The sequence below is a fragment of the Pseudoramibacter alactolyticus ATCC 23263 genome (genome assembly GCF_000185505.1).
GTDB lineage: Bacteria > Bacillota > Clostridia > Eubacteriales > Eubacteriaceae > Pseudoramibacter > Pseudoramibacter alactolyticus.
On the sequence record NZ_GL622392.1, the window covers coordinates 1 to 543 of the forward strand.

General features: G+C 58.9%; 1 protein-coding gene. It reads right to left on the bottom strand.

Annotated features, from left to right (window positions below; translation table 11 throughout):
• Positions 1–173 precede the first annotated feature (173 nt).
• On the bottom strand, positions 174–543 hold a 370-nt coding region (locus HMPREF0721_RS11310; protein WP_006599934.1), incomplete at its 5' end, for an ATP-binding cassette domain-containing protein.

Below are 543 nucleotides of genomic sequence, written 5' to 3' on the forward strand. Positions count from 1 at the left end.
GCTTTCGGTTTCTCCGCCGAGCCCCATCCGACGAATCCAACCACTTTGATACTTCGAGCTTCTCCGTTCGTCGAACCCAATGACACCGATCCAGTTGCCATGGCAATCCAGCAAGGCATGCTGTACCGGGTGATCGAGCGCGCCGGGGGCAACTCCGTGCACGTCACGCTCCATCACGAGGAAGACTCCGCGCCCTGTGAGTTAGTCCTGACCTCGAACTTCACTAATGCGGCGAGCTGAGCCGTAAAAGCCGTTTTCGGGTTCTCAAGTAACTGGGACACAACGCCATCCTCGATGATCCGGCCGTGCTCCAGAACAACTAATCGTCCGGCCACCCTCATCGTGTCGGCGACGTCGTGGGTGATGATCAGAGCCGTCATATTGGTGCGATCCAACTGAGACTTCAGCAGGTCGCGCACTCGTATCTGAGCGTCAATGTCAAGTGCGGCAGTGGGCTCGTCGAGTACCAGAACGGCCGGTTCGACGGCGAATGCCCGAGCCAGACCTACTAGCGCTGCCTGGCCACCCGAAAGTTCTCCACCG